The following is a 23,731-nucleotide window of genomic DNA, read 5'->3' on the forward strand; positions in this document are numbered from 1 at the left end:
GTCAGCGGCTGCCGCCCAGCAGGGAGTTGAGCTCCCCGTAGTCGTACCCGTCGGCCATCGCTCCGTAGGTTCCCGTGTCCAGCAGCTCCCGCGCGGCACGACGGACCAGGGCGTGGGCGGCCTGCGCGACGCCCGACCCCGCGCTGACGCGGGCCACCCCGAGAGCGGCCAGCTCGGCGACGGTCGGCGCGCCCGGGCCCACCATGATGTTCAACGGCCCGTCGATGCCCTCGGCGAGTGCCCTGACGGTCACCGGGTCGACGGCTCCGGGGACGAAGACGCCGTCGGCTCCGGCGGCGAGGAACGCCCCGGCGCGCTCCAGGGTCTCCGCGACGCCGCCCGCGCCGCGCAGGAACGTGTCGATGCGGGCGTTGACGAACAGCGGCACGCCCGCCGCGTCGGCGGCCGCGCGGGCCGCCGCGATACGGTCCGCCTGCTCGGCGACGGGGCGCAGCGGCCCGCCAGCCTCTCCGTGGAGGGCGTCTTCGATGTTCACGCCCACGGCGCCCGCCGCGAGCACCGCGCGGACGGTGCCGCCCGCGCCCGCCGCGTCGGGCGCGTAGCCGCTCTCGATGTCCGCGCTGACCGGCACGGCCACCGCGGCCGCGATCCTCGCGACGGCGGCCAGCGCCCGGTCCCGGTCGAGTACGTCCCCGTCGGCGGCGCCCAGGTCCCAGGCGAGGCCGGCGCTCGTCGTCGCCACCGCCCCCGCGCCGGCCTCCTCGACGATCCGGGCACTCGCGGTGTCCCAGGCGTTCGGCAGGACGAGGGGCCGGCCGGGGACGTGCAGGGCGCGGAAGGCGAGTGCGGTCGCGCGGAGCTGTTCCGTGGTGGTCATGGGAGGAGCCAAACACGGGCCGGACCGCGGGGGCCGGCAGGAATCCGACAGGGACGTGCGGCCCGTCGCCTGCCGGGGACGCCGGTTCGAAGCGCGCCCGGGTGCCGGTCCGTGCGGCTCAGCCTCCGGTGGTCGCCGCCGTGGTCGAGGCGGTCGTCGCCGCCACGATGACCGCCGTCCTGACCTCCTGGATGACCTTCTTCAGGGCCGGGGCCGCCGCGCCGCCGCGTTCGGTGAGTTCGTCGATACGGGCTTTGTGCAGCTTGCGCTCCTTGGCCGAGGCGAGGGTCCGCAGCTCGGCCGCGGTGGCGAGGGCGACGAGGGCCGCGTCGCGGTCCCCGACCTCGGCGACCGGCACCGGCCCCTCCAGCACCTGGCGGGCCTCGGCACGCAGCGCGTCCACGACGGGGACGCGGTCCAGTGTGTAGTCCACGGACGGGAAGAGCCCGAGGACCCGCTTCTTCTCCGCCCGCAGGTACCCCTCGGCGGCCAGCTGTGCGCGGACGGCGTCCAGGGTGACCCGGGCGCGCAGCGTGACCCAGGCCTTCCACTTGCGGGGCCGGGACTCCGCGACGAGTTCGAGCAGCCCGTCGAGGACCAGATCCCCGGTCCGGGAGTCGGGGTCCACCGGGGTGACGATGCCGTCGTCGTCGACGAGCAGCCCTCGCTGGGCCAGCTCGGTGAGGGCACCGGCGCGGACCAGGTGGTGGAGATGGGTCGACCCGGTGACCTTGGGTTTGGTGGTGTCCCAGGCCAGGAGGTAGAGCCGGGCGGGCAGCGAGAGCGAGCCGTTCGGCACGGGATCTCCTTAGGTGTCGTGAGGGCCACGTTAATCCTTTGACAGCCCCCGGGGCCGTCCCTACGGTGTACAGCGGTTCTGTTGCCGTCGAATGGAGAAGGACGTTGCTCGTCTGAGGTCTGAGACACCGCGTCACACGCAGTCGGTTCTGTCCGGCTTCCGTGTGCGCAGCGTGCGACCTCGGCGTTCGAGCCGTCCTTCGGCGCAGGGCCCTTTGTCTGCTCTCCTCCGAACTGGATCGTCGTCGCCTCGCGGTGTCCCGAACGCGTACCCCCGACCGTTTCCAGCAACCGCGAGGCCCTCATGTCAACCTCCCCCACCTCCATCACGTGCACCTCCCTGTCCTTCGCCTGGCCTGACGGCACCGATGTCTTCGACGACCTCCAGATCGCGTTCGGACCGGGCAGGACCGGTCTCGTCGGAGTCAACGGATCAGGAAAATCGACGCTGTTGAAGCTGATCGCCGGGGAACTCACCCCGGCCGACGGCACCGTCCGGGTCGCGGGCGAGATCGGCCATCTGCCGCAGAGCGTCACGCTCGACACGGGCCTGCGGGTCGACGAGGCGCTCGGCATCGCCGCTCAGCGGGCCGCCCTGCACGCGATCGAGTCCGGCGACGCGGCCGAGGAACACTTCGACGTCGTGGGCGACGACTGGGACGTGGAGGAACGGGCCCTGGCCACCCTCGGTGAACTCGGCCTCGGACACGTCGACCTGGACCGCACCATCGGCGAGGTGTCCGGCGGCGAGTCGGTGCTGCTGCGCCTGGCGGCCCTGCTCCTGCGCCGCCCCGACGTCCTCCTCCTCGACGAACCCACCAACAACCTCGACCTGTACGCGCGGCAGCGGCTCTACGCGGCCGTCGAGGCCTGGTCCGGCGTCATGGTCGTGGTCAGTCACGACCGCGAACTCCTGGATCTGGTCGACCAGATCGCCGACCTGCACTCCGGCGGGGTCACCTGGTACGGCGGGAACTTCTCGGCGTACGAGGAGGCCCTCGCCGGCGAGCAGGAGGCGGCTGAGCGCATGGTGCGCGTCGCCGAGTCCGACCTGAAGAAGCAGAAGCGCGAACTGGTCGATGCTCAGGTCAAGTTGGCCCGGCGCAAGCGGTACGGGCAGAAGATGAACGACCAGAAGCGCGAACCGAAGATCGTCATGGGGGCACGCAAGCGGTCGGCGCAGGAGTCCGCGGGCAAGCACCGCATCATGCACGAGGAGAGACTCAGCGAGGCGAAGGACCGTCTCGACGAGGCGGTGGAGGCCGTACGGGACGACGACGAGATCCGCGTCGATCTGCCCCACACGGCCGTACCGCCGGGACGCACCGTCCTCACGCTCGAACAGCTGGAGCTGCGGTACGGCGCGCGGGTGGACGGCATGTTCGACCTGCGCGGCCCGGAGCGGATCGCGCTGATCGGGCGCAACGGAGCGGGCAAGACGACGCTCCTGCGCACGATCGCGGGGGAACTGGACGCCGTGTCCGGTGAGGCCCGGGCCCATGTGCCCCTGCGTTTCCTGCCGCAGCGCCTCGACGTCCTCGACGACGAGCTGACCGTCGCCGAGAACGTCGCCCGGTACGCGCCGACGGCCACCAACAACCGCGTCCGGGCGCGGCTGGCGCGCTTCCTGTTCAAGGGGGCGAAGGCCGACCAGCGGGCGGCGACGCTCTCCGGCGGCGAACGCTTCAGGGCGGCGCTCGCGGCCCTGATGCTGGCCGAGCCCGCGCCGCAGCTGCTGATGCTCGACGAGCCGACGAACAATCTCGACATGGCGAGCGTCCGCCAGCTCACCAGCGCCCTGGAGTCCTACGAGGGCGCGCTCGTCGTCGCCAGCCACGACATGCCGTTCCTGGAGTCGATCGGCATCACGCGCCGGCTGCTGCTGGAAGGAGGAGAACTGAAAGAAATCGCTCCGGAAACTGTCGGGTATCCCTTCTAGTGCGGACGGCGGGGGCCGCCTAGCGTCGGACGGGACGGTGCACGACGTGAAGCTGGGGGCTTTCGCGCGCTCCGCGTGCGCCACCTGTGCGCCGACGACCCCCTGCCGACATCGGAGACCTGCCCGTGCCCAGCCGCAAAGCGCTCGTACGCCGTCCCGGCCCCCGCCTCGCCGAGGGGCTGGTGACGCACGTCGAGCGCACCCCGGTCGACGTCGACCGGGCGGTCGCGCAGTGGGAGGCGTACGTCGAGGCGCTACGCCAGCACGCCTGGGAGACCGTCGAGGCCGACCCGGCCGACGACTGCCCGGACGCGGTGTTCGTCGAGGACGCCGTCGTCGTCTTCCGCAACGTCGCCCTGATCGCCCGCTCCGGCGCGCGGTCCCGGCGCGGCGAGACCGCCGGGGTCGAGGAGGCCGTAAAGCGCCTGGGCTGCTCGGTGAACCGGATCCGGGAACCGGGCACCCTCGACGGGGGCGACGTCCTGAAGGTCGGCGACACGATCTACGTCGGCCGGGGCGGGCGGACCAACGCGTCCGGCGTGGGGCAGCTGCGCGCCGTCTTCGAACCGCTCGGGGCGCGCGTGGTGGCCGTCCCCGTCAGCACGGTGCTCCACTTGAAGTCGGCGGTCACCGCGCTGCCCGACGGAACGGTGATCGGGTACGAGCCCCTGGTGGACTCCCCCGCCCTCTTCCCGCGCTTCCTGCCGGTACCGGAGGAGTCCGGGGCGCACGTGGTGCTGCTGGGCGGCGGGAGGCTCCTGATGGCCGGGAGTGCTCCGAGGACCGCGGACCTGCTCGCGGATCTCGGACACACGCCGGTCCTTGTCGACATCAGCGAGTTCGAGAAGCTCGAAGGATGTGTGACATGCCTCTCGGTCCGGTTCCGGGAGCTGTACACCTGACCGGGTGATCGAGACGCTCGTGGGTACCCGCGGACCTGCGCTTCCGGAGCGCCTTCGGAGCGCTTCCGGAGGGTTCCAGGGAGTGAGCGATCACCCCGAAAACCCTGCTGATCAGCGCTCTTTACGGAGTCCTTAACCTACGGCAACGTAACCTACGGATACGTAGCCTACGATGCCGTAGGTTGGCTTCTCCGCTCGTCGTAGTCCCCGTCCCCCTCTGGAGCAACCGTGACGATCACTTCTCCTCACCTCGGCAGCCCGTCAGCCGCCTGGACCGACGCACGCCTGCTGTACGCGTTGGAGGAAGTGGTCGAGACGGAGCTCAACCGCCACCTGAAGGTGGCCAAGGACTGGATGCCGCACGAGTACGTGCCGTTCAGCGACGCCCGGAACTTCCCCGGCCTCTTCGAGGACGGCGAGGCCTGGGACAAGGAGCAGTCCAAGGTCACCGAGATCGGCCGCATCGCGCTGGTCGTCAACCTCCTGACCGAGGACAACCTCCCGAGCTACCACCACGAGATCGCCTCCCTCTTCGGCCGGGACGGCGCCTGGGGCACCTGGGTGCACCGCTGGACCGCGGAGGAGGGCCGGCACGGCATCGTGATGCGCGACTACCTGCTCGCCTCGCGCGCCGTGGACCCGGACCAGCTCGAGGCGTTCCGCATGCAGCACATGAGCGAGGGCTTCGAGTCGGACAACCGCCACTCGATGCTGCACTCCGTCGCGTACGTCGCGTTCCAGGAGCTGGCGACCCGTATCTCGCACCGCAACACCGGCCACCAGTCGGGCGACCCGGTCTGCGACCGCATGCTGGCGCGCATCGCGACCGACGAGAACCTGCACATGGTCTTCTACCGCAACCTCCTGAAGGCCGCGTTCGAGCTCGCCCCCGACATGACCATGCAGGCCGTGCGGGACGTCGTGGTCAACTTCCGGATGCCCGGTCACGGCATGCCCGGCTTCGAGCGAATGGCCGCGCAGATGGCCATCGGCGAGGTCTACAACATGCGTATCCACCACGACGACGTGCTGCAGCCGGTGCTGCGTCACCTGAAGGTGCTGGAGATCGACGGTCTGGGCCCCGAGGGTCTCCAGGCCCAGGAGGAGCTCGGCTTCTTCATGGGCGGCCTCGACGCCGAGGCGTCGAAGTTCGACGAGAAGCTCGCGGCCCGCAAGGCCCGCATGGCGGCCCGCGCGACCGCATAGGTCCCCGCGCGGCCCCACGTCCCCGGACGTGTCCCGCGTTAGACCCCCGTCTCCCGACCCTGCTCGCACAGGGTCCGCGAGGCGGGGGTTCTCGCATGTCCAGGGGGTCACCGGCCGGTCAGGGCTGGGGTGTTCGCCGCCGAGAGCCGTCAATCCCATGTGCGGTCAGGCCTGTTCGTCCTCGCGGTACGCCGTGCGGTGCACACTGCGTACGGCGGCGACGCCGGCCGGGCCCGTGCTCCGTCATTCTCGGGCGCGGCGCAGACCGAGGCGCTCCTTCTCGGAGAGTCCTCCCCAGACGCCGAAGCGTTCGTCGTTGCTCAGCGCGTAGTCGAGGCAGGCGGACCGCATGTCGCACATCCCGCAGATGCGCTTCGCCTCGCGCACCGAACTGCCGGGCTCGGGAAAGAAGAAGTCCGCCCCCGTCTGCGCGCACAGCGCCTGCTGCTGCCAGGCGATGTCGGACGGAGTGATCGTTTCCATGGGCATGCTCAGGATCGTGCCCCGCCGCGAAAAACGTTCGATCAACGCGGGATCAACGCGGCGTTCCGACGCCCCCGGCGGCCCCGATGATGCCCCCGCGGGACGGTCCTGAGCACGGCGGCGCGCGGGGGACGAGGCGAACCATGCGAATCCGCCCGGACACCGAGCGTAATGGCGCGGGTGTCTCGGGACGGGAGTGCGCGTCCCGGCCGCGCCGGTCGGCGGGCGGTGGAAGACTCGGTACCAAAGGCAGCGGGACCCCTCAAAGGAGGGCAATGATGCTCACCACCCGTTTCGTCAACGGCTCGCCGAACTGGCTGGACGTAGGCACATCCGACCTCGACGGCGCCATCTCCTTCTACCGAGCCCTGTTCGGCTGGCAGTTCACGTCGGCGGGACCCGACGCCGGCGGTTACGGCTTCTTCCAGATCGACGGGAAGACCGTCGCCGGCGGCATGCAGACCACCCCCGAGCAGGGACCGCCGTCCTGGAACGTGTATTTCCAGAGCGCGGACGCCGAGTCCACGGCCAAGGCGGTGGAACAGGCGAAGGGCGCCGTACTGATGCCGCCCATGGACGTGATGGGCGAGGGCCACATGGCGATGCTCGGCGACAAGGCGGGCGTGCACTTCGGCATCTGGCAGCCGGCCCGCACCAAGGGCCTGGGGCTCGCCACGGACCCGGGTTCGCTGTGCTGGGTCGAGCTGTACACCCCGGACCTCCCGGCGGCCGCCGCGTTCTACAACGCGGTGTTCGGCTGGGAGACTTCGGCGGCCCCGTTCCCCGGCGGCGTCTACACCTGCGTCAATCCCGCCGGTTCGGAGGCGGAGGACATGTTCGGTGGCATCGTCCCGCTCGCCGACGACCCGGTCGAGGCCGCTTCCGGGGCGTACTGGCTGCCGTACATCGAGGTCGCCGACACGGACACCGTGGTCGCGAAGGCCCAGGAACTCGGCGGCACGGTGCGGATGCCCGCGACCGACATGGAGGGCGTCGGCCGCGCCGCCCGGCTCACGGATCCGTACGGGGCGCGCTTCGCGGTGATCAAGAGCGCTCAGCAGCAGGGCTGATCCGGCGCCGGGAGGGACTCGAACCGCGGTCGCGGATCCGCGCGAGGGGAGCCGTCCCCGGTGGGTTCCAGGGCGGCCCTCGCGCGTTCGGCCGCCGCCGGAATCCGCGCCCGGCGGCCTGTCGGGCGGTCCGATCGGAGCCGTTCCGGTCGGATCACGCCGAGCCGCGGACCACCACGGTGGTCGGCAGGACGACACCGGAGCGTTCGGGGTCGGTGTCCGTCCCCGTCCGGCCCTCCAGGCCGCGGATCAGCAGCCGGGCCATCAACCGGCCCATCTCCTCTATGTCTTGACGGACCGTCGTCAACGGCGGGTCCGTCTGCTCGGCGATCGGCAGCATGTCGTCGAAGCCGATCACGGCGACGTCCTCGGGGACGCGCCGCCCGGCTTCGCGCAGGACGCGCAGCACGCCGAGGGCCGACAGGTCGTTCGCCACGAACACGGCGTCCACGTCCGGGCGGCGCTCCAGGAGTTCCCGCATCGCGCGTTCGCCGCCGGAGGGCGTGAAGTCGCCCTCCGCCACGAGCGCCGGGTCGACCTCGCCCACGACGTCCCGGAAGCCGTCGAGGCGGTCGACGGCGGAGGTCTGGTCGAGGGCGCCGGTGATGTGGGCGATGCGGGTGCGGCCGAGGCCGACGAGGTGGCGAACGGCCTCGCGGGCACCACCCCGGTTGTCGCAGTCGACGTACACCGACTCCCGGTCGCTCCCGCCCCAGTCGGGCCGCCCGCCGAACACGGTGGGCACGCCCGCCCCGTGGATCAGACCGGGCAGCGGGTCATCGAGGTGCAGCGAGAAGACGAGTGCTCCGTCGACGTGGCCGCCGGCGAGGTAGCGGGCGACGCGCGCGTGGTCGTCGCGGCCCTCCGTCAGCAGCAGCACGAGTTGCGAGTCGTGCGCCGTCAGTTCCTTGCTGATACCGCGGAGTTGGTGGGCGAAGAAGGGGTCCGCGAAGACCCGGGTCTCCGGTTCGGCGATCACGACGGCGACGGCGTCGTGGCGGCGGGTGACCAGGCTGCGCGCGGCCTGGTTCGGCACGTAGCCGAGTTCCTCGACGGCGCGGCGCACCCGCTCCACGAGGGGTTCTCGCACTCCGTCGCCGCCGTTCACCACCCGGGACACGGTGGCCCGGGAGACCCCGGCCCGCGCGGCCACGGCCTCCAGCGTGGGGCGCGACACGGTCTCGGTCATGCGGGGCACCTCCTCGGCGGATGCGGATCAGGATAGCCGCGCCGCGACCGGGGGTGCCGTGCGGATCACGGCGAACCGCGCTGTGCGGGGCGGCCGTTCCGCGCCGCCGACGAGGGCGGCACTCCCGGCGGCCGCGACGGGCGGTCCGAGACGCCCGCCCAGGCGGCCACTCCCGTCGCGTCGATCGCGTCGGGCGGGGGCCGCTCAGGCGCCCGGCGGCTCCGCGTCCTCGTGCCGGGCGCGGCTCGGCTGGACCCGCTTCGGCTCGCCCGGCATCTTCGGGTACTCGGGCGGATACGGGAGATCACCGAGGCCGTGGTCGTGCTCGTCGCGGCTCGCGAGCTCCAGCAGGGCCTCCAGCGAGAAGGCGTGATCGTCCATGTCGGCGTGCACGTCGCCGAGTTCGGCGAAGCGGACCGGCATCGTCGCCAGGTCGAAGTCGCGCGGCCGGGCGTCGTCCACCTCGTCCCAGCGCAGCGGCGCGGAGACGGGCGCGTGCGGCCGGGGGCGCACGGAGTAGGCGGAGGCGATGGTGCGGTCCCGCGCGGTCTGGTTGTAGTCCACGAAGATCTTCTCGCCCCGCTCCTCCTTCCACCAGGCGGTGGTGACGTGGTCGGGCATCCGGCGTTCGAGTTCGCGGCCGACGGCGATGGCCGCCCGGCGTACCTGTGTGAAGGTCCAGCGCGGCTGGATCGGCACGAAGACGTGGAGGCCGCGGCCCCCGGAGGTCTTGGGCCAGCCGCGCAGGTCGCCGTAGTCGTGGAGCACCTGGCGCAGCTCGTGGGCGGCGCGGACCGCGTCCGTGTAGTCGGTGCCGGGCTGCGGGTCGAGGTCGATGCGGAGTTCGTCGGGCCGGTCGACGTCGTCGCGGCGCACCGGCCACGGATGGAAGGTGAGCGTGCCGAACTGCGCGGCCCAGAGGACGGCGGCCGGCTCGGTGGGGCACATCTCGTCGGCGCTGCGCCCGCTGGGGAAGGTGATGTGGGCGGTGGGGATCCAGTCGGGCATGTTCTTGGGCGCCCGCTTCTGGAAGAAGGACTCGCCCGCCACGCCGTCGGGATAGCGCTCCAGGGTGGTGGGGCGGTTGCGCAGGGCGCGCAGGATGCCGTCACCGACGGCCAGGTAGTACTGGGCGAGGTCCAGCTTCGTGAAGCCGCGCTCCGGGAAGAAGATCTTGCCCGGACTGGACAGACGTACGGTCCTGCCGGCTGCCTCGAGTTCCACCGCATCGCCCATGCGAGCCACGGTAGGCGCAGTGCCGTGGCCCCGCACACCGGGCGGATGCCCGCGGTTGCGCGGAGAATCGGAGCATGGACCTGCCGGTGATGCCGCCCGTGAAGCCGATGCTCGCCAAGTCCGTCGCGAAGATCCCGCCGGACATGCACTACGAGGCCAAGTGGGACGGTTTCCGGGCCATCGTCTACCGGGACGGCGCGGAGCTGGAGATCGGGAGCCGCACCGGCAAGCCGCTGACCAGGTACTTCCCGGAGCTGGTCGAGGCGCTGCTCGATCGGCTGCCGGAGCGCTGCGTGATGGACGGCGAGATCGTGATCGCCCGGGACGGCCGGCTCGACTTCGACGCGCTCACCGAGCGGATCCACCCGGCGGACTCACGGGTCAGGACGCTCGCCGAGCGCACTCCGGCCTCCTTCGTGGCGTTCGACCTGCTGGCCCTGGCCGACGAGTCGCTCCTGGACGTCCCGCTGGGCGACCGGCGGGCCCTGCTGGTGACGGCCCTGTCCGGCGTGACCGCGCCGGTGCACCTGGCGCCGGCGACCAGGGACCGCGAGGTGGCGCAGCGGTGGTTCGAGCAGTACGAGGGCGCGGGTCTCGACGGGGTGGTCGCCAAGCCGCTCACGTCGCCGTACCTGCGGGACGAGCGGGCCATGTTCAAGATCAAGCACGAGCGGACGGCGGACGTCGTCGTCGCCGGGTACCGCTTCCACAAGAGCGGGCGGGTCGTCGGGTCGCTGCTGCTCGGTCTGTACGACGACCGGGGCACGCTCCAGCACGTGGGGGTGAGCGCCGCGTTCACGATGAAGCGGCGCGCGGAGCTGGTGGAGGAGCTGGAGCCGCTGCGTCTGGAGGACGCCTCGGAGCATCCGTGGGCGGCCTGGGCCGAGGAGTCCGCGCACGAGTCGGCACGGCTGCCGGGCGCGCCGAGCAGGTGGTCGGGGAAGAAGGACCTGTCGTGGGTGCCGATCAGGCCCGAGCGGGTGGCGGAGGTGGCGTACGACCACATGGAGAACGGCGCCCGGTTCCGGCACACCGCCCGGTTCCGCCGATGGCGCCCGGACCGGACCGCGGAGAGCTGCACGTACGGACAACTGGAGGAGCCGGTGGGCTACGACCTGGCGGAGATCTTCGGGCCGCAGGGCTGACCGCGGGACGCGGAACGGGGGCCTCCGCGGTTCCGCTTCACTCTCCCCCGATCATCTCGCTGAGCCGATCGGCCCAGTCGACGCGCGCAATCAGAAACGATCGGGTATGGCCACCGATGAACTGATGAACGCACAATCGACGGTACGAGACGGGTGGCACGGTGGGCATGCGAAAGATGGTGCGGACGCGGCGCGGCGCATGGACGGCGGCACTGCTGGCCGTCACGGTGACGGGCTCCCTGATGACGGGCTGCACCGCGGGGGACGGCAGGGGCGGCGGCCCGACCGACGACGGCAGGGCCCGGGTGCCGAGCACCGGTCCGAGCGACAGCGCGAGCCCCAGCGCGAGGACCGGTTCGGTGCTCGCGGTGAAGATCGACAACGTGGCCGCGGCCCGTCCGCAGACCGGCCTCGACGCGGCGGACGTGGTGTACGCGGAGCAGGTGGAAGGCGGTCTGAGCCGGCTGATGGCCGTGTTCGCGAGCACCTTCCCGAAGGCCGTCGGCCCGGTGCGCAGCGCCCGTGAGTCGGATCTGGAGCTGCTGAGACAGTTCGACGAGCCGACGCTCGCCTTCTCGGGGGCCCAGCACAAACTGCTGCCGCTGATCGACAAGGCGCCGCTGCACCCGCAGCTTCCGGGGAAGGTGCCGGACGCCTGGTACCGGGGCAACGACAAGGCCGCGCCGCACAACCTCTATCTGCGCCCGCAGCGGCTCGTCGGGGACGCGCCGGGCGACGCCGCGCTCAGCACGGGCTTCCGCTTCGGCTCGCCGCCCGCCGGGGGGACCCCCGAGACCTCCCGTACGGTGAAGTTCCCGTCGGCCCGGTTCACCTTCACCTGGTCCGCCGAGCGCAAGCGCTGGACGGTGGCCATGGACGGCACGCCGACCGTCACCACGGAGGGCACCTCGGTCGCGCCGGCGACGGTCGTCATCCAGTACGTCAAGGTGCGCTCGTCCACGTACCACGACGTCCTCGGCAACAACACGCCGTACACCGAGTCGGTCGGTTCGGGCACCGCGACGGTGCTGCGCGACGGCCGGGCGTACGACGCCGACTGGAACCGGTCCGAAGCGTCGCGCGGGACGGACTTCACGACGCCGGACGGCGCGCCGATGAACTTCGCCCGCGGACAGGTCTGGGTCGTCTTCGCCAAGGCGTGAGCGGAGACGTCGGGCGGGCCGTTACTGCCGGGCGCCGAGGGGTTCCGCGGGGTTGCGGAGTCCCTCGGCGGCGTCCGCGACCCGCTGGATGAGGTCGAAGAAGAGGGTCTGTTCCGCGGCGGAGAGCGGACCGAGGAAGACCTGGTTCATCCGCGCGGTGCGCACGGTCAGCCTGCGGTGGGTGCGCAGCCCCTCGTCGGTGAGCCGGAGCAGGAAGCGCCGGCCGTCCTGCGGGTCGCGCACCTTGTCGAGCAGTCCGCGGCGCCCGAGCCGGCTGATGACCTCGGCGATGGTGGACCGGTCGAGCCCGACGCGCTCCCCCACCGTGCGCTGGTCGAGGCCGGGCTCGGCCACCAGCGCGTTCAGGACGGCGAACTGGGGCGAGGTGATCTCCTCGGAGACCATCGTGTTCCACAGCAGGTAGTGGGCCTGCTGGAGTCGCCGGGCCAGGTGCCCGGGGTGGGTGGAGAGATCCACCGCGGCCATGTGCGCTCCTCGGGTTCCGGTACGCGCTTCCGGCCACGCGCCACCACGTAATGAATCGTCTGTGTACTGAACGATACCCCGCCCGTCCACCCCTGTCCCACCGTGCGAACGCATCACAACGGCGCTCCCACGCCGGGTATTGACGTCCGGGAGCCGCGGTGGCAGCGTGTGGGAAACCTCGGAGAAATAATCAGTGCCCTGAGTAATTCGAGGGCCGGGCGCTCGGGAGAGATGGGGCTTCGCGGATGGACAAGGTGGTCGCCACGGCGCTGGAGGCGGTGGCCGATGTGCCGGACGGCGCGACACTCGCGGTCGGCGGCTTCGGCCTCAGCGGTGTGCCGAACGTGCTGATCGAGGCGCTCCACGAGCGGGGGGTCCGCGAGCTCGGCGTGGTCTCCAACAACTGCGGAGCCATGGAGTCCGGGCTCGCGGTCCTGCTGGCGGCGGGGCGGATCGCCCGCGTCACGGGCTCCTACATCGGGGCGAACAAGGAGTTCGCGCGCCAGTACCTGGCCGGCGAGCTGGAGGTCGAGATGATCCCGCAGGGCACGCTCGCCGAGCGGCTCCGTGCGGGCGGCGCCGGGATCCCCGCCTTCTACACGCCCGCCGGCGTCGGCACCCAGGTCGCCGAGGGCGGCCTGCCCTGGCGGTACGACGGCTCGGGCGGCGTCACGCTGGCCTCCCCGCCGAAGGAGGTACGCGACTTCGACGGCACCCCGTACGTGCTGGAGCGCGGAATCCGCACGGACTTCGCACTGGTCCGCGCCGCGAAGGGGGACCGGCACGGCAACCTCGTCTTCAACAAGTCCTCGCGGAACTTCAACCCGCTCGCGGCGATGGCAGGACGGGTGACGATCGCGGAGGTCGAGGAACTGGTCGAACCGGGGGCGATCGACCCGGACGCGGTGCATCTGCCGGGCATCTTCGTGCAGCAGGTCGTGGCGCTCTCGCCCGCGCAGGCGAACGCCAAGATGATCGAGAAGCGGACGGTCTCGGCGCCCGCCGCCGACGGAAGGGTGAGCGGCTGATGGCCTGGAGCAGGGAAGAGATGGCGGCCCGAGCCGCGCGGGAACTCGCGGACGGCCAGTACGTGAACCTCGGCATCGGCCTGCCGACGCTGATCCCCAACCACCTGCCGCCGGGCGTCGAGGTGATCCTGGAGTCGGAGAACGGCATCCTGGGCACCGGCCCCTACCCCGCCGAGGACGAGGTCGATCCCGACCTGATCAACGCCGGCAAGGAGACCGTCACGGTCCTGCCCGGCGCCGCGTACTTCGACTCCGCGCTGTCCTTCGGGATGATCCGGGGCGGGCACATCGACGTGGCCGTGCTCGGCGCGATGCAGGTGTCCGCGGGCGGCGACCTCGCCAACTGGGCCGTCCCCGGAAAGCTGATCACCGGCATCGGCGGCGCGATGGACCTCGTCCACGGCGCCCGCACGGTCATCGTGGTGATGACCCACACGGCGAAGGACGGTTCGCCGAAGATCCTGCGGGAGTGCGGGCTGCCGCTCACCGGGAAGGCGTGCGTCGACCGGATCATCACCGACCTCGGCGTCCTCGACGTCACCGAGGAGGGCCTGGTGCTGGTGGAGACCGCCCCCGGTGTCACGGTCGAGGAGATCACCGCGAAGACCGCAGCCGAAGTCCGCGTCACAGAGGAGATCCCGTCGTGAAGGACGTCTACATCGTCGACGCCGTACGGACACCGATCGGCCGGTACGGCGGTTCGCTGGCCGGAGTCCGGCCGGACGACCTGGCGGCCCACGCCATCCGTGAACTCCTCGCCCGCACACCCGGCCTGGATCCGGCGCGGATCGAGGACGTGTACGTCGGCAACGCCAACGGAGCGGGCGAGGAGAACCGCAACGTCGGCCGGATGGCCGCGCTCCTGGCCGGACTCCCCACCTCCGTGCCGGGCGTGACCGTCAACCGGCTCTGCGCGTCCGGGCTGGAAGCCGTCGTGCAGGCCGCCCGCGCCATCGCCGTCGGCGACGCCTCGATCGTCCTGGCCGGCGGCGTCGAGTCGATGACCCGCGCGCCCTACGTGCTGCCCAAGAGCGACCGCGCGTTCCCCGCCGGGCACACCGAGATGTACTCCACCACGCTCGGCTGGCGCATGGTCAACCCGCGGATGGACCCGCAGTGGACCATCCCCCTCGGGGAGTCGGCCGAACTCATCGCCGACAAGCACGGGATCACCCGGGAACAGCAGGACGAGTTCGCCCTCACCAGCCACCGGAAGGCGGAACAGGCCCGGCACAAGGGCCTGTTCGACGCGGAGATCGCCCCGCTGACCCTCCCGGCGCGCAAGGGCGACCCCGTCGTGTTCGGCGCCGACGAGTGCGTGCGCGCGGACGCGTCCCTCGACGCCATGGCCCGCCTCAAGCCGTCCTTCCGCACGGAACACGGCACGGTGACCGCGGGGAACGCCTCGCCCCTCAACGACGGTGCCGCCGCCCTGCTGCTGGTCGACGAGGAGGGTCTCGCGGCCACCGGTCGTGAGCCCCTGGCCCGGGTCCGCTCGACCGGCGTCTCGGCGATCGACCCGCAGTACTTCGGGCTCGCCCCCGTCGAAGCGGTGCGGCGCGCGCTCGGCAAGGCGGGCAGGCGGTTCGACGACCTGTCGATCCTGGAGCTGAACGAGGCGTTCGCCGCGCAGGTGCTCGGATGCCTCGCGGAATGGCCCGCGTTCGACCCGGCGATCCTCAACCCGCAGGGCGGCGCCATCGCCCTCGGTCACCCCCTCGGCGCCTCGGGCGCCCGCCTCGCCGGCACCGTCGCCCACCAACTCGCCCGCGCGGGCGGCGGGGTCGGTGTCGCCACCCTCTGCATCGGCGTGGGCCAGGGCCTCGCCCTCGTCCTCGAACGCTAGGAACCCGAGATGGCTCTCACCCAGTCGGACATCGACGTCGAGATCACGGATCTCCAGGACGCGTACGACAAGGCGGTCGCCGGCGGCGCGCCCGTGCGGCACCACCCCGCACGCGACTACCCGCCCTACCGCAGCTCCCGGCTCCGGCATCCCCGGCAGCCGCTGGTCGCCGTGAGCGGCGACCCGGAGACCGTCGAACTGTCGGGTCCGGTCTTCGGCGTCACCGACATAACGGAGATCGACAACGACCTCACCCTGCAGCACCGGGGCGAGCCGATCGGCGAGCGCATCACCGTCTCGGGCCGGCTCCTCGACCGGGACGGCCGACCGGTGCGCGGCCAGCTCGTCGAGATCTGGCAGGCCAACGCGGCCGGCCGGTACGCCCACCTGCGGGAGCAGCACCCCGCACCGCTGGACCCCAACTTCACCGGCGTGGGACGCACCCTGACGGACGATCAGGGGCGGTACGCGTTCACGACCGTCAAGCCGGGACCGTACCCGTGGGGCAACCACACCAACGCCTGGCGGCCCGCCCACATCCACTTCTCGGTGTTCGGCACGGCGTTCACACAGCGCCTGATCACCCAGATGTACTTCCCGAGCGACCCGCTGTTCCGTTACGACCCGATCCTGCGGTCCGTGACGGACGAGGCGGCCCGCGGCCGGCTGATCGCCGCCTACGACCACGGCCTCTCCCGGCCCGAGTTCTCCATGGGCTACAGCTGGGACATCGTCCTCGACGGCCCCTCCGCCACCTGGATCGAGGAAGGCCGTTGAGCATGACCGAGCGGTTGCTCCCCACCCCGTCCCACACCATCGGCCCCTTCTACGGCCACGCGCTGCCCTTCCCGGGCGGCGGTGCCCTAGCGCCCGAGGGCCACCCCGACACCATCACCCTGCACGGACACGTGACCGACGGCGCGGGTGTGCCGGTCCCCGACGCCCTGCTCGACTTCTGGCAGGCGGCACCCGACGGCTCCCTCACCGGCGCCCCGGGCTCCCTGCGCCGCGATCCGTCGACGGGTGGTTTCCTCGGCCGCAACGGCGTCGACTTCACGGGCTTCGGCCGGGTCGGCACCGACGCCGACGGCCACTACACGCTGCGCACGCTGCCGCCGGGCAACACCGGGCTGCCGTACGTCAGCGTCTGCGTGTTCGCGCGCGGTCTGACCCACCACCTGTTCACCCGCGCCTATCTGGCCGACGGAGCGGACCCACTGCTCGACGCGTTGCCGGCCGAGCGGCGCGCCACGCTGGTCGCAGCCGAGGACGCCCCGCGGACGTACCGTTTCGACATCCGCCTTCAGGGCGAAGGCGAAACGGTCTTCCTGGAGTTCCAGTGACAGCTGTCGACCCCGTCTCCGCCGACGCCGGTCTGCTCGCCCCCGGATGGGCGGGCTCCCCGGCGTCGGCGGAGACGAGCGACGCCGCGTATCTGCGGGCCCTGCTCGACGCCGAAGCCGCTCTGACCCGCGCCCAGGCGTCGCTCGGTCTGGCCCCCGCAGAGGCCGCCGCGGCGGTGTCCGACGCGGCCGGCGGGGCAGGCTTCGACGTCGCGTCGATCGCGCTGCGCGCCCGGTCCGGCGGCAACCCGGTGATCCCGCTGGTCGCGGACCTGACCGCCGCCGTCACCGCGGAGCACGGCCCGTACGTGCACCGGGGCGCGACCAGCCAGGACATCCTGGACTCCGCCACCATGCTGGTCGCCGCCCGCACCCTGGACGTGCTCCTCGGCGACCTCGACCGCGCGGAGCGGGCGCTGGCCCGGCTGGCGCGGGAGCACCGCGACACCGTGCTCCCGGGCCGCACCCTCACCCAGCACGCGGTGCCCACGACCTTCGGGCTGAAGGCGGCGGGCTGGCGTTCGCTGGTCCTCGACGCCCGGGACCGGGTGCGGACCGTACGGTCGTCCCTGCCGGCCCAGCTGGGCGGCGCCGCGGGCACCCTGGCCGCCTTCACCGTGTTCGGGGCGGACGACACCCGGGAGCTGACCGTCGCGTACGCCCGTGAACTCGGGCTCGCCGAACCGGTGTTGCCGTGGCACACCCTGCGGACGCCGGTGGCCGACCTGGCCGGCGCGCTCGCCTTCACGGCGGGCGCGCTGGGCAAGACGGCCGTCGACGTCCTCACCCTGTCCCGCACGGAGATCGGCGAACTGGCCGAGGGCTCGGGGGGCGGCTCGTCCGCGATGCCGCACAAGGCGAACCCGGTGCGCGCCACCCTCGTCACCGCGGCGGCCCGCCGGGCACCGCTGCTCGCGGCCACGCTGTACGGCGCGCTGACCGCCGAGGACGAACGCCCGGCCGGGGCCTGGCACGCCGAGTGGGAGCCGCTGCGCGACCTGCTCCGGCTGGTCGGCGGCGCCGCGGCGCAGGCGGCCGAACTCACCGAAGGGCTGCGCGTGGACGCGGCGGCGATGCGCGAACACCTGGACCTCACGCACGGGTTGATCGTCTCCGAACGGCTGGCCGCCGAACTCGCCCCCCTGCTCGGCCGGTCCCGCGCCAAGGCGCTCCTCACCCGCGCCGCCGAGCGCGCCGTCTCCGAGAGGCGGCCCCTGGCGGACGTGCTCGGCGAGGAACCCGACCTCGCGGACCTCACCGCCTCCGACCTCGCGGACCTCACCGACCCCACCCGCTACACGGGCTCCGCCGGGGCCCTCACCGACCGTGCACTGGAGCGACGTTGACCGGGAAGATCCTCAACCACCGCAGCGAAGGCCCCCTCACCGCTCCCCCGCTGCTCCTCGGGCCCTCGCTCGGGACGTCGACCGCGCTGTGGGACGGCCTCGCACCCGAACTGTCCGTCACCCACAACGTCGTGCGCTGGGATCTTCCCGGCCACGGCGATTCTCCGGGCCACCTGATCGGCCCCGGGGCGACGGTCGCCGACCTCGCGGGACTCGTGCTGAAACTGGCCGACGTGCTCGGCATCGAACGGTTCGCGTACGCCGGTGTCTCACTGGGCGGCGCCGTCGGCCTGCACCTGGCGGTCCACCACCCCGAGCGGCTCACCTCCCTCGCCGTGATCTGTTCCTCCGCCCACTTCAACGGGTCGAAGCCGTGGGAGGAGCGGGCGGAACTGGTGCGCCGCGAGGGCCTCGCCCCGGTGGCCGCGAGCGCCCAGAGCCGCTGGTTCACCCCCGGGTTCACCGTGCCGGGCCTGGTGGAGGACCTCCGCACCGCCGATCCCGCCGCGTACGCGGCCTGTTGTGACGCCCTCGCCGCGTTCGACATCCGGGACCGGCTCGCGTCGATCACCGTGCCGACGCTGCTCGTCGCCGGGCGCGAGGATCCCGCCACGCCGCCCGCCCATCTGCGGGAGATCGCGGACGCGGTGGCGGGCGCGGCGCTCGTCGAGATCCCGGGTGCCTCGCACCTGGCGCCCGCCGAGCGTCCGGACGCCGTCCTGACGGCGCTGCGACCCCATCTCTCGGGGGACCCGGGGCGGGGCATGGAGGTCCGCCGCGAGGTCCTCGGCGACGATCACGTGGACCGTGCGCAGGCCCGCCAGACGCCGTTCACGGCACGGTTCCAGGACTTCATCGCGCGCTACGCCTGGGGCGAGATCTGGACCGATCCGACGCTGACGCGCCGGGAGCGCAGCCTGGTCACGCTGACCGCGCTGGTGGCGCACGGTCATCTCGACGAGCTGGCGATGCACGTCCGCGCGGCGCGACGCAACGGGCTCACGCCCGAGGAGATCGGCGCGGTGCTGCTGCAGACCGCCGTGTACTGCGGTGTCCCCGCCGCCAACTCCGCGTTCGCCGTGGCCCAGCGGGTGCTGGCGGACGAGGACGGCCCGCTCGCGGAGTGACCTCTGTCAGGGAAGCGAAGGGACGGAAAGAGAAGGTAAGGGGAGCGGAGCAGTGGGCTCCCCCTCCGCCCCTTCCCGCCCCGTCCGGGGGCGCCGCCCCGGACCCCGCTCCCCCGAACGCCCAGGGGCGGCGTTCCTAAAGCCCCGCCAGTGCGCGTTCCGCCTTCTTCACCAGACCGTCGGCTCCGCTCGTGCGGGCCAGGGTCAGGCCCTTGTTGAGTTCCGTCACCGAGCGGGAGGCGATGCCGTACTCGATACGGGCCGCCGCGTGCTCGTACTGGCAGGGCGAGGCCTCCAGGTAGGTGACCGCCTGCGCGGCCAGCCGGACGGCGCGCTGGCCGGTCTCCAGCGCGGCGGCGCAGCGCAGGGCCTCACCGATCGCCGTGTCGGTGCCGAACCGCTCGGCCTGGCGGCGCGCCTCGGCCGCGAGGGCCACCGCACGGGACGGGTCCTCCGCGGCGAGCGCTCGGGCGAGGTCGACGGCCCAGGGCGCGAGCACCGTGTTGTGGTGACCGCGCGCGGTGGCCGCCTTCTCCGCCGCCTCCAGTTCGTTGACACCCTCCTTGGTGCGGCCGAGGGCGATCAGCAGCCGGCCGCGGACGGAACGGGTGTCCGGGAGGACGATCGTGGAGGGGTACGGCGGTGCGAAGCCGTAGCGTTCGGCGATCTCGGCCGCCTGCTGGACGTGACCGCGCGCCAGCAGGGTGTCGATGAGGCCGCAGGTCGCCGACCAGTACAGCGGCAGTCCGCGTCCGACGCGCTCCGCGAGCCGCAGGGACTCGCGCTGGTAGTGCTCGGCGTCGGCGAGACGGCCCCGGCGGCGGTGGGCGAGTCCGAGATAGGCGTTGGCCAGGGACAGATGGCCGCCGCTCCAGCCGGCCTTCACATAGGCGCGCAGGGCTTCGCTGAACAGGCTCTCGGCCCGGTCGAGCCGGTCGGCGTAGGCGTACGCGCTGCCCAGCATCAGCAGGAGTTCGACGCCCCACTCGGTGTCGGTCCAGCCGAGTCCGGGTGCGAGGCGGCCGTTGACGAGGGCACGGTCGCAGAGTTCCACGACCTCCTCGGCGTTCTCGCCCCGGGTCATCGCGTCGAAGCCGCGCAGTATCAGCACGGCACGCTCGGAGTTGTCGCGGCCGGCGCAGGTCTCGGCGAGTTCGGCGAGGCCGCTGGAGTGTCCGGAACGCTCCTCGCCGGCGTGGATGCCCTCCCACATGTAGTGCACGGCCTGCAGCCGCATCCGGGCGGGTCCGGGCGTGAGCCGGTCCACCTCGGCGTCGACCGTGCGGACGGCCTCGTCGAGCTGGTTGTTGTGCAACAGCGCCTGGGAGAGCCGGAAGACGGCGTCCACGCGGACGGTGTCCTCCAGGCCCGGCCGTTCGAGCGCGGCGCGCAGGTGACTGATGGTCGTGGACGGCGCGGTCAGGAGGGTGGCACAGCCCAGTTCGTAGAGCAGCAGCGCGTGCACCTCGGGCAGCGGCGGCTCCTGGAGCGCACGCTCCAGACAGCGCCGGGCGGCGTCCGGGGCGCCGACGGCGAGGTGTTCGCGGGCCGCCTCCCGCATCTGCTCGACGAGTTCGGGGTCGTCGTCCGGGTGCACTTCGAGGAGGTGGCGGGAGGCCGCCGCGGCGCCGCGTCCCGACTCGGTGACCGCCCAGGCGGCCTGCCCGTGCATGGCGGTGCGCAGGGCGTCCGGGATCGAGCGGTAGACGGCGGTCGCGATGAGCGGGTGCACGAACTCCAGGTCGCCCTCGGCACCGTGGCCGTTCGTGGACTGAGCGGTCGTCAGGATGCGTGCTGCGCCCAGCAGTTCGGCGCAGCGCTGGGCCTCGTCGTCGGGCATTCCGGCGAGTTGGCCGGCGAGGTCGAGGGAGATGCCGGTGCCGAGGATGGCGGCCGCCCAGGCGAACCGGGTGGCGTCGATGCCGAGTCCTTCGAGGCGGGCGACGAGTCCGCGGCCGCGCGCCGAGCGGTTCAGGTCGCGCAGTTCGGCGGCCGAGCCCTCGCCCGGTTCGAGTTCGCTGTCCTGGACCTTGGCGAGCAGTTCGACGGTCTCGTAGGGGTTGCCGCCGGTGACCGCCCAGACCTCGCGGCAGAAGGGCGCGTCCGCGTGCTCCCCGAGCGTGGCCCGGGTGAGGCCCTCGGTCGCGACCGGGGTGAGCGCGCTGAGGGTGGAGATCGGGAGGGCCGCGGCGGCGACGGCGTCGAGCAGCCGGGCGCTCTCGCCGCTGACCCCACCGGGCCTGCGGGCGACCACGACGAGGACGGACAGGTCGTCGAGGCGCTCGGCGAACGCGGCGAGCCAGCGCAGGGTCTCCTGGTCCGCCCAGTGCGCGTCGTCGATGAGCAGGACGAGCGGCCAGTCGCGCTTGGCGAGCCGGCGCACCGCGGCGACGAGTCCGTCGCAGACGCCCTGCGGGTCGGGCTGCCGGTCGCCCGGTTCGGTTATGCCGAGCGCGGGGCCCGCGATGTCGTACCAGTCGCCGAGGTACTCGCGCGCCTCCTCCGGAAGCAGCGAGACGAGGGCGGGCTGCAGCAGATGCCGTACGACGTTGAAGGGGACGGACGTGACGGTCTCGCCGCCGCGCGCCGACCACACCGAACAGCCGTTGCGTTCCGCGATGCGGCGCGCCTCGGCGAGGAGGGCCGTCTTGCCGAGGCCCGCGTCGCCGCTGAGCACGAGCAGGCTGCCCGAGGTCGCGGAGTCCGCGCGCAGCGCGGTGATCGCCGCTTCGAGTGTGGCGACCTCCTCGTCGCGCTCCCACAGGGAGGCCGAGGCGACCGCTCCGGGCCGTACCTCCGTCATCCCGCTCCCTCCCCAAGGTCGCCCAAACGACGTACAGGGAACGAGCCTAGCCGTCCGGACGCCTTGGTGGAGGCGGGACCCGTCACCAGTTGCCGGGACGAGTGACAGCCGTGTATTGGAGGCGACGCCCCGGGGCCTCCGACGACCGTTGTGAAAGTTACTGACAGTCGACGGCCGGGGAAATGACGCCAACTTTCCACCCTCGTTGCGCCGGGGCCCGACCGTGAGGGGCCCCCGCACGCCGGCGGGAGGAACCGGCACGAGCGCTCCCGCGCACGACTCCGACCTGCGCGCGGCTTCGCCGCCTCGATCGTCCCCGCCGGGCCGCTCGGCGACCGGGTCGGCCGTCGTCCGGTCGTGCTCACCGGGCCCAGCTCGTCACCTCTCTCGGTCCCCCTCCTCAACCTCCATCAGGACGAAGGCACTTCGAACACCGTGAAGGGTTCGCGGTCCTCGTGCCGGGTGCGGTCGTCGGACTGATGGCCGCCCCGGGCCGGAACGGTCTGCGACTGCCGCCGCCGGCGGAGCGGACCCCGGTGCGGCTGGTCCTGAAGTGACCCCGGCGGCCCGGGAGGGGAACCCTCTCATCCGCCTTTCACCCGAGGCTCATACGGTGGGTCCATGACGCAGGTGACTCCCCCCGGCTGGTATCCCGACCCCGGGCAGACAAGTGACGCTCCCGCCGCCGAGCGCTGGTGGGACGGTAGGACATGGACGGATCAGGTCCGCCCCGTCGGGTCGGCCGCCCCTTGGGGGCCCCCGGCGTATCCGCCGACGGGGCCCCATCCGGCACCGCCGGGGTCCCGTAGGCGCGGACTGCGCACGGGCATAGCGGTCGCCGCCGCCATCGCCGTACTGGCGGGGATCGGCGGCGGCGTGTACGCCCTGACCAAGGACGACGGCGGCAGCTCCGCCTCCCGGAGCCCCGGTGGCCAGGTCGGCCCCGACGGCCGGGGCGGACCGAGCGGCGGTCCGAACGGGCAGGGCGGTTCCGGCGGCGAGGGCGGGTCCGGCGGCCCGGGCGGTGCTCCCGGGGACTCCGGAGGATCCGGCGGCCCCGGCGAACAGAGCCCGGCGCCCGGTCAGTCGGGACAGCCGCAGACCGAGGCCGGCTACGCCACGGACTCCTACAACGGCATCAGCATCCCGGTGCCGGACGGCTGGACCGGCCAGGACGGCACGGGCAGCGCGACGGTCTCCACCAAGGACACGTACAAGTGCCCCGGCGACACCTCGCAGAAGTGCCAGCGCGGCGGCGCCTATTCGGCCCCCGCCAAGCTCCAGGGCCTGAAGGCGAAGACCGCTGAGGCGGCGGCCAAGGAGGACATCTCCAAGAACGCCACCGAGTCGTACGGCAAGGGCTACGGCTCGATCACCTCGCACAAGGAGCTGGCCTCCAAGGCGGTCACGGTGGCCGGGCAGAAGGGCTACCTGGTCCGCTGGAAGGTCGCGACGAGCAAGGGCGACGACGGGTACGTCGAGTCACTCGTCTTCCCCTCCCCCGCCGACCCCTCCTCGCTCGTCGTGGTCCGCTTCGGCGTCGACGTCGGTTCCAAGGCGCCCGAGCTGTCGACGATCGACACCATCACCAAGGGCATCAAGGTGGCCTCGGGGACCGGCGGCGACGGGCAGAACGTGTAGCGGCAGGTCCTCCGGACATGGTTCGGCCGGGTGGAGCGCCCCTCCGCTCAAGGGGAACCCCACCCGGCCGGGGGGTGCGCGCCGCCCCCGTCCCCACGGTGCGGCGCGTGACAGGCCGTCGTCCGGTCATCCCGCGGACGGC

At 72.5% G+C, this 23,731-nt stretch carries 22 protein-coding genes; 14 read left to right on the top strand and 8 right to left on the bottom strand.

From position 1 onward, the window contains the following. Window position 1 precedes the first annotated feature (1 nt). Together OG406_RS08225 and OG406_RS08230 are read right to left on the bottom strand one after the other, a co-directional pair. On the bottom strand, window positions 2-838 hold the full coding sequence (locus tag OG406_RS08225) for an isocitrate lyase/PEP mutase family protein (RefSeq protein WP_329185006.1): 837 nt from the start codon (window positions 836-838) through the stop codon (window positions 2-4). Window positions 839-956: 118 nt separating this feature from the next. Then, window positions 957-1,637: a GOLPH3/VPS74 family protein gene (locus OG406_RS08230; RefSeq protein WP_164371425.1), complete on the bottom strand. Its 681-nt coding sequence runs from the start codon at window positions 1,635-1,637 to the stop codon at window positions 957-959. 303 nt (window positions 1,638-1,940) lie between these two features. On the opposite strand from OG406_RS08230, the gene OG406_RS08235 reads away from it, so the two are divergent. The 3 genes from OG406_RS08235 to OG406_RS08245 all read left to right on the top strand — a co-directional run bounded on the left by OG406_RS08235 (window position 1,941) and on the right by OG406_RS08245 (window position 5,683). Further along, a complete protein-coding gene (locus tag OG406_RS08235; RefSeq protein WP_266851285.1) occupies window positions 1,941-3,575 on the top strand; it encodes an ABC-F family ATP-binding cassette domain-containing protein in 1,635 nt (544 codons plus the stop codon). A 125-nt stretch (window positions 3,576-3,700) separates the two neighbouring features. Then, window positions 3,701-4,477, top strand: a complete 777-nt coding sequence (gene ddaH / locus OG406_RS08240) for a dimethylargininase (RefSeq protein WP_329185007.1) — start codon at window positions 3,701-3,703, stop codon at window positions 4,475-4,477. 228 nt (window positions 4,478-4,705) lie between these two features. Continuing rightward, entirely contained in the window at window positions 4,706-5,683 is a 978-nt protein-coding gene (locus OG406_RS08245; protein WP_164371428.1) for an acyl-ACP desaturase, read from the top strand. Window positions 5,684-5,926: 243 nt separating this feature from the next. Here OG406_RS08245 and OG406_RS08250 read toward each other — a convergent pair whose 3' ends face one another. Next, the gene (locus tag OG406_RS08250) at window positions 5,927-6,172 is read right to left on the bottom strand and encodes a WhiB family transcriptional regulator (RefSeq protein WP_179165336.1); all 246 of its coding nucleotides are present in this window, start codon (window positions 6,170-6,172) and stop codon (window positions 5,927-5,929) included. A gap of 272 nt (window positions 6,173-6,444) precedes the next feature. On the opposite strand from OG406_RS08250, the gene OG406_RS08255 reads away from it, so the two are divergent. Beyond that, the gene (locus tag OG406_RS08255; RefSeq protein ID WP_164371518.1) at window positions 6,445-7,236 is read left to right on the top strand and encodes a VOC family protein; all 792 of its coding nucleotides are present in this window, start codon (window positions 6,445-6,447) and stop codon (window positions 7,234-7,236) included. 154 nt (window positions 7,237-7,390) lie between these two features. Here the strand turns inward: OG406_RS08255 and OG406_RS08260 are convergent, their stop codons facing one another. Together OG406_RS08260 and ligD are read right to left on the bottom strand one after the other, a co-directional pair. Next, complete coding sequence (locus OG406_RS08260) at window positions 7,391-8,425, bottom strand: LacI family DNA-binding transcriptional regulator (protein WP_329185011.1); 1,035 nt, start codon at window positions 8,423-8,425, stop codon at window positions 7,391-7,393. A 204-nt stretch (window positions 8,426-8,629) separates the two neighbouring features. Next, on the bottom strand, window positions 8,630-9,661 hold the full coding sequence (gene ligD / locus OG406_RS08265; protein WP_164371430.1) for a non-homologous end-joining DNA ligase: 1,032 nt from the start codon (window positions 9,659-9,661) through the stop codon (window positions 8,630-8,632). A gap of 74 nt (window positions 9,662-9,735) precedes the next feature. Between ligD and OG406_RS08270 the strand changes: the two genes are divergently transcribed. Beyond that, window positions 9,736-10,806, top strand: coding sequence for an ATP-dependent DNA ligase (locus OG406_RS08270; RefSeq protein ID WP_329185013.1), 1,071 nt, complete (start codon window positions 9,736-9,738; stop codon window positions 10,804-10,806). A gap of 37 nt (window positions 10,807-10,843) precedes the next feature. Here OG406_RS08270 and OG406_RS39405 read toward each other — a convergent pair whose 3' ends face one another. Further along, window positions 10,844-11,188: a hypothetical protein gene (locus OG406_RS39405; RefSeq protein ID WP_388695795.1), complete on the bottom strand. Its 345-nt coding sequence runs from the start codon at window positions 11,186-11,188 to the stop codon at window positions 10,844-10,846. Here OG406_RS39405 and OG406_RS08275 point away from each other — a divergent pair. Next, complete coding sequence (locus tag OG406_RS08275) at window positions 11,175-11,969, top strand: DUF3048 domain-containing protein (protein ID WP_406362145.1); 795 nt, start codon at window positions 11,175-11,177, stop codon at window positions 11,967-11,969. The genes OG406_RS39405 and OG406_RS08275 overlap by 14 nt on opposite strands. A 21-nt stretch (window positions 11,970-11,990) precedes the next feature. Here OG406_RS08275 and OG406_RS08280 read toward each other — a convergent pair whose 3' ends face one another. After that, complete coding sequence (locus OG406_RS08280) at window positions 11,991-12,455, bottom strand: MarR family winged helix-turn-helix transcriptional regulator (RefSeq protein ID WP_081220382.1); 465 nt, start codon at window positions 12,453-12,455, stop codon at window positions 11,991-11,993. A 245-nt stretch (window positions 12,456-12,700) separates the two neighbouring features. Here OG406_RS08280 and OG406_RS08285 point away from each other — a divergent pair, with 245 nt between their 5' ends. Genes OG406_RS08285 through pcaDC form a run of 7 tightly spaced genes read left to right on the top strand, consistent with a single transcriptional unit; the run spans window position 12,701 to window position 19,145 of the window. Continuing rightward, window positions 12,701-13,483, top strand: a complete 783-nt coding sequence (locus OG406_RS08285) for a CoA transferase subunit A (RefSeq protein WP_329185018.1) — start codon at window positions 12,701-12,703, stop codon at window positions 13,481-13,483. Continuing rightward, complete coding sequence (locus OG406_RS08290; RefSeq protein ID WP_267049046.1) at window positions 13,483-14,130, top strand: CoA transferase subunit B; 648 nt, start codon at window positions 13,483-13,485, stop codon at window positions 14,128-14,130. The genes OG406_RS08285 and OG406_RS08290 overlap by 1 nt, the downstream gene beginning before the upstream one ends. Further along, a complete protein-coding gene (locus OG406_RS08295) occupies window positions 14,127-15,329 on the top strand; it encodes a thiolase family protein (RefSeq protein WP_329185020.1) in 1,203 nt (400 codons plus the stop codon). Before OG406_RS08290 ends, OG406_RS08295 begins: the two co-directional genes overlap by 4 nt. Before the next feature lie 9 nt (window positions 15,330-15,338). Beyond that, complete coding sequence (gene pcaH, locus OG406_RS08300) at window positions 15,339-16,106, top strand: protocatechuate 3,4-dioxygenase subunit beta (protein WP_164371437.1); 768 nt, start codon at window positions 15,339-15,341, stop codon at window positions 16,104-16,106. Between the two features lie 2 nt (window positions 16,107-16,108). Next, window positions 16,109-16,672 (top strand): protocatechuate 3,4-dioxygenase subunit alpha, encoded by a 564-nt coding sequence (gene pcaG / locus OG406_RS08305; RefSeq protein WP_329185024.1) that lies wholly within the window; start codon window positions 16,109-16,111, stop codon window positions 16,670-16,672. Beyond that, a complete protein-coding gene (pcaB, locus tag OG406_RS08310; protein WP_329185027.1) occupies window positions 16,669-18,018 on the top strand; it encodes a 3-carboxy-cis,cis-muconate cycloisomerase in 1,350 nt (449 codons plus the stop codon). The genes pcaG and pcaB overlap by 4 nt, the downstream gene beginning before the upstream one ends. Continuing rightward, on the top strand, window positions 18,015-19,145 hold the full coding sequence (pcaDC, locus tag OG406_RS08315; protein WP_326841941.1) for a bifunctional 3-oxoadipate enol-lactonase/4-carboxymuconolactone decarboxylase PcaDC: 1,131 nt from the start codon (window positions 18,015-18,017) through the stop codon (window positions 19,143-19,145). The genes pcaB and pcaDC overlap by 4 nt, the downstream gene beginning before the upstream one ends. Before the next feature lie 136 nt (window positions 19,146-19,281). On the opposite strand, the gene OG406_RS08320 is transcribed toward pcaDC, so the two are convergent. Further along, complete coding sequence (locus OG406_RS08320; RefSeq protein WP_266851305.1) at window positions 19,282-21,948, bottom strand: ATP-binding protein; 2,667 nt, start codon at window positions 21,946-21,948, stop codon at window positions 19,282-19,284. A gap of 621 nt (window positions 21,949-22,569) precedes the next feature. On the opposite strand from OG406_RS08320, the gene OG406_RS08325 reads away from it, so the two are divergent. Then, window positions 22,570-23,589, top strand: a complete 1,020-nt coding sequence (locus tag OG406_RS08325) for a DUF2510 domain-containing protein (protein WP_329185029.1) — start codon at window positions 22,570-22,572, stop codon at window positions 23,587-23,589. Window positions 23,590-23,731: the final 142 nt, after the last annotated feature.

Source organism: Streptomyces sp. NBC_01428 (assembly GCF_036231965.1).
In the GTDB taxonomy this organism is placed as follows: Bacteria; Actinomycetota; Actinomycetes; order Streptomycetales; family Streptomycetaceae; genus Streptomyces.